Source organism: Pseudonocardia xinjiangensis, from assembly GCF_012911925.1.
Lineage (GTDB): Bacteria > Actinomycetota > Actinomycetes > Mycobacteriales > Pseudonocardiaceae > Pseudonocardia > Pseudonocardia xinjiangensis.
Genome location: NZ_JAAXKY010000271.1, coordinates 1 through 3713, shown reverse-complemented (window position 1 = coordinate 3713; position 3713 = coordinate 1). Strand labels below are relative to the sequence as shown.

General features: G+C 74.8%; 4 protein-coding genes. 3 read left to right on the top strand and 1 reads right to left on the bottom strand.

Annotation, left to right across the window (positions count from 1 at the left end):
- Positions 1 to 409 (bottom strand): hypothetical protein (locus HF577_RS37760; protein WP_211175422.1); only part of this gene is annotated, 409 nt, incomplete at its 3' end.
- 610 nt (positions 410 to 1019) lie between these two features.
- On the opposite strand from HF577_RS37760, the gene HF577_RS40015 reads away from it, so the two are divergent.
- From HF577_RS40015 to HF577_RS40010, 3 genes are all read left to right on the top strand, one after another.
- Positions 1020 to 1817 carry an MSCRAMM family protein gene (locus HF577_RS40015; protein ID WP_169400621.1) on the top strand — a complete coding sequence of 266 codons (798 nt, stop codon included), beginning with the start codon at positions 1020 to 1022 and terminating at the stop codon, positions 1815 to 1817.
- A complete protein-coding gene (locus HF577_RS36810) occupies positions 1814 to 2674 on the top strand; it encodes an alpha/beta hydrolase (RefSeq protein WP_169400620.1) in 861 nt (286 codons plus the stop codon). The genes HF577_RS40015 and HF577_RS36810 overlap by 4 nt, the downstream gene beginning before the upstream one ends.
- A 107-nt stretch (positions 2675 to 2781) precedes the next feature.
- Entirely contained in the window at positions 2782 to 3627 is an 846-nt protein-coding gene (locus tag HF577_RS40010; RefSeq protein WP_169400619.1) for an endonuclease domain-containing protein, read from the top strand.
- Positions 3628 to 3713 lie beyond the last annotated feature (86 nt).

The following is a 3713-nucleotide window of genomic DNA, read 5'->3' as shown; positions in this document are numbered from 1 at the left end:
TCCCGCGCCCGGCCGAACCCCCGCGGGAGCAACCCGCCCCCCTGCTACCGACCGTCGACGACACCCCGTGGGGCCGCGCCGCCCGGATGGTCGCGGGCGGCGACGGCACCGGATCGTGGCAGGCACCGGCGTCCGTGGAGATCGTCCCGCTGCGACTGGTGTCGCCGACCGACCGGCCCTCCGGGTCCGGGTCCGGGTCCGACGAGTGGGCCGGGTGGGCGGACTGGGCCGACGTCGACGCCGAGGAGGACGCGAGAAGCGCCCCCGCCGCACCGGCCCCCGACCCGGGCTTCGGCGCGTCCGGCGGGAGCGGCCCGAGGGACCGCACCGCCGACGGCCGGGAGGAGATCCCGGACCCGCGGGGAGGAGCCGTCCGCTCGCCGGCGCCGGAGTCCGAGCCCGCTTCCACCGATCCCGCTCGCGCAGAACCGGGGACGGCAGGGGCGACTACGACCGGATCCAGTGCCGCCGGATCCAGTGCCGCCGATGCGACTGCTGCCGGGTCGAGCGTCGGCAGGTCGTCTCCTGGGTCGGGTGCTGCCAGGGCCGGCGCCGCGTCGAGTGATGCAGAGCCGAGTACTGCCGGGTCGAGTGCCACCGGGTCGAGGACCGCTCTGTTGAGCGGCGTGCTGACTGCTGCCGGGCGGACTGCCTCCCGGCAGTCCGCTGGGTCGACTGCTGCTGGGTCGACTGCTGCCGGGTCGACCGCCTCAGATTCGGCTACCGGCGGGTCGAGAGCCGGTGGTTCGCCTGCTGCTGGGTCGAGCGGTGCCGGGTCGGGCGAGGGCGGTTCGGGTGCTGCCGGGCCAACTTCCGCCGGGCTGAGCGCTGCTGCCGAGCCGGGTGCCGGACCAGGCGTTACCCAGCCGACAGCTGCGGCTCCTGCCGGGTCCGGAGCCGTCGCCGTCCGTGTCGCTGCATCCGACAGCGCGGGGCCTGCCGCCGCCGCGCCTGCCGTCGGCCGGCGGGGCGCCGCGGGTGCTCCCGTCCGGCCTAAGGCTGCCGAGCCGCGCGCGGTCGTGCCCGCCACCTCGGGCCCGCCGGCGCCGCGCGGGGACACCCCCACCGCAGGGAGCGCGGATGCGGCCGCCCTCCACGGCCGCCAGTCCGCCACCGAACGAGCGGCCGAGCAGGCCGCCGCCGACCTCGCACTGCTGCGCACGTTCGGGTTCGCCGACCCCAGCCTGCGTCCGGACAGTGCGCCGGTGGTGCAACTGGTCAGCCGGCACGAGCCCGCGCCGGAACCGCTGGTGCAGGGAGTCCCGCAGCCGGTGCGGTTCCGTGCCGTGCGCCGCGGGGGTACTCCGGCCGGCAAGGTCGCGGTCACGCTGCTCGACGACAGGGGCCGGGTCGTCGCGGAGGACGTCGCAGGAGCCGACGGGCGCGGAGAGATGCGTGCCCCGGGCGCCGGTAGCTTCGTGCTCGTCTGTACGGCCCCCGGCCACCAGCCCGGAGCCACCGCGATCACGGTGGCGGGCGGCCCGATCGAAACCGAGGTGCTGCTGGTGCGGTCGGCGTCGCTGTCCGGGTCGGTGCACGGAGAGGACGGCCCGGTCGCGGGCGCGCGTGTCACGCTGGTGCAGGACGGCGAGATCGTCGACTCGGTCGACACCGGTCCGGACGCCGAGTACCGCATCGAGGACCTCGCGGGCGGCGAGTACGGGCTCTCGGTCGTCGCGGCGGGATGCGAGCCCATCGCGATCCTCCTCGAGGTGCCGGACGAGACCGACCTGCGCCACGACGTCGATCTGGAGCCGGCCGGCGTCGGGGCCTCGCACGACCGGGCCGACCACGACCTGAGCATCGGACAGCCATGACCGACAGGCTCGATGCACGGGAACAGGCGAAGCGGGTCGAGGGCAGGTTCACCGGCGCGCGCGGCGTGGAGATCTACTGGCAGGGCCGGTTGCCCGCCGGGGACCCCACGGGCGTGCTCCTGGTCGTCCACGGCCTCGGCGAGCACTCCGGCCGCTACGGCAACGTCGAGGACGCCGTCGTGCCGGACGGGTGGGCGGTCTACGGCCTCGACCACCGCGGCCACGGACGGTCCGGAGGGCGGCGTACCCACCTCGTCCGTTACGACGACTGGCTCGCCGACCTGGACGCCTTCCGTCGCCAGATGGTGGCCCGCCACGCCGGCCTGCCGGTCTTCATGCTCGGGCACAGCATGGGCGGCCAGATCGCGCTGGCCTACGCGCTGGAGCACCAGGACTCGCTGAGCGGTCTGGTGCTCTCCGCCCCGGCACTCCGCAACAACTCGCTGCCGAAGGCCACCGCGGCGGTGCTCCGGACGTTCGCTCTCGTGGCGCCGACGCTGCGCCCGGTCGGGATCGACCCCACGAAGATCAGCAAGGACCCGGAGGTCGTCGCCGCCTACCAGGCCGATCCGCTGGTGCACCACGGCCGCCCGACGCTCGGACTCTCGTCCGCGTTGTTCGCCCAGTTCGACGTGCTGCCCCAGCGGGCCAGTGAGCTGCGGATCCCGGTGCTGATGCAGCACGGGGACCTGGACGAGCTCGTCGACCCCGCGGGCATGCGGCTGCTGGAGTCGACCTGCGGCTCGCCGGACCAGACGGTGCACTGGTACGAGGGGCTCTGGCACGAGATCTACAACGAGCCCGAGCGCGACGGCCCGCTGTCAGACCTGCGGGAGTGGCTGGCCGCGCACCGCTGATCGCCGCGAGATCCGCCGATCCGCCCCGGCGGGGGCGTACAGCCGGATCTCGGAATGATCACGGAGGTGAGTGGAACCGCGCGGGCGCGGCCGTCGTCGGTGTGGTCGTGCCGATCGAGCTGAGCTCGCCGTTCCGGGGGTCCGTCGCCGTCTCCGCAGGCCTCGTCACGCCGAAGGCGCTGCGTGGTCCCGGCTTCCGTCGACTGTTCACCGGGATCTTCGTCCGGGCCGACGTCGAGGTGGACCTGGAGTTGCGGTCGCGCGCCGCGCTGCTCGTCGTCGAGGGCCGTGGGGCGCTGGGAGGCTGGTCCGCGGCTGAGCTGCTGGGCGCGTCCTGCGGGCCGGCGGATGCGGCGGCCGAGGTCGTCGTCGCGGGCGGGAGCCACAAGAACCGGCCGGGGCTGTGGGTGCGCCACGATCGGCTTCCCGTCGAGGAGACCATGTCGTTGGGCGACGGCGTCGTGGTCACCACGCGGCTGCGCACGGCCTTCGACCTCGCCCGCCGAGCCCCGCTGGTCGAGGCGGTGGTTGCGGTCGACGCCCTGGCGCACGTCCACGGGTTCGCTCCCGCCGATTTGGTTCCGTTGGGATATCGCCATCTCGGGGCGCGCGGTAGTGCGCAACTGCCGGAGGTGGTGGCGCTGGCCGACCCGCTCGCCGAGTCGCCGATGGAGAGCCGGATCCGGTTCGCGCTACTGGCCGCGGGCCTCCCGGCTCCGGTCCTGCAGCATCCGGTCGGCCCGTGCCGCCTGGACATGGCATACCCGGCGGCCCGCCTCGCCGTGGAGTACGACGGCCGCGACCACCTCACCCCGGAACGGGCCCTCTACGACCTCGACCGGCAGGCCCACCTCACCCGGTGCGGATGGGACGTGCTCCGGTTCCGGGCGCGCGAGGTGATGCTGCGGCCGTGGTGGGTGGCGGCGACGGTCCAGCGGGCCCTGGCCCGCTGATCGCCACGAGATCCACGGATCCGCCCCCGCTGGGGCGAACAGGAGCATCTCGGAACGATCAGCGCGCGCGGAGGGCCGGGGCGGGC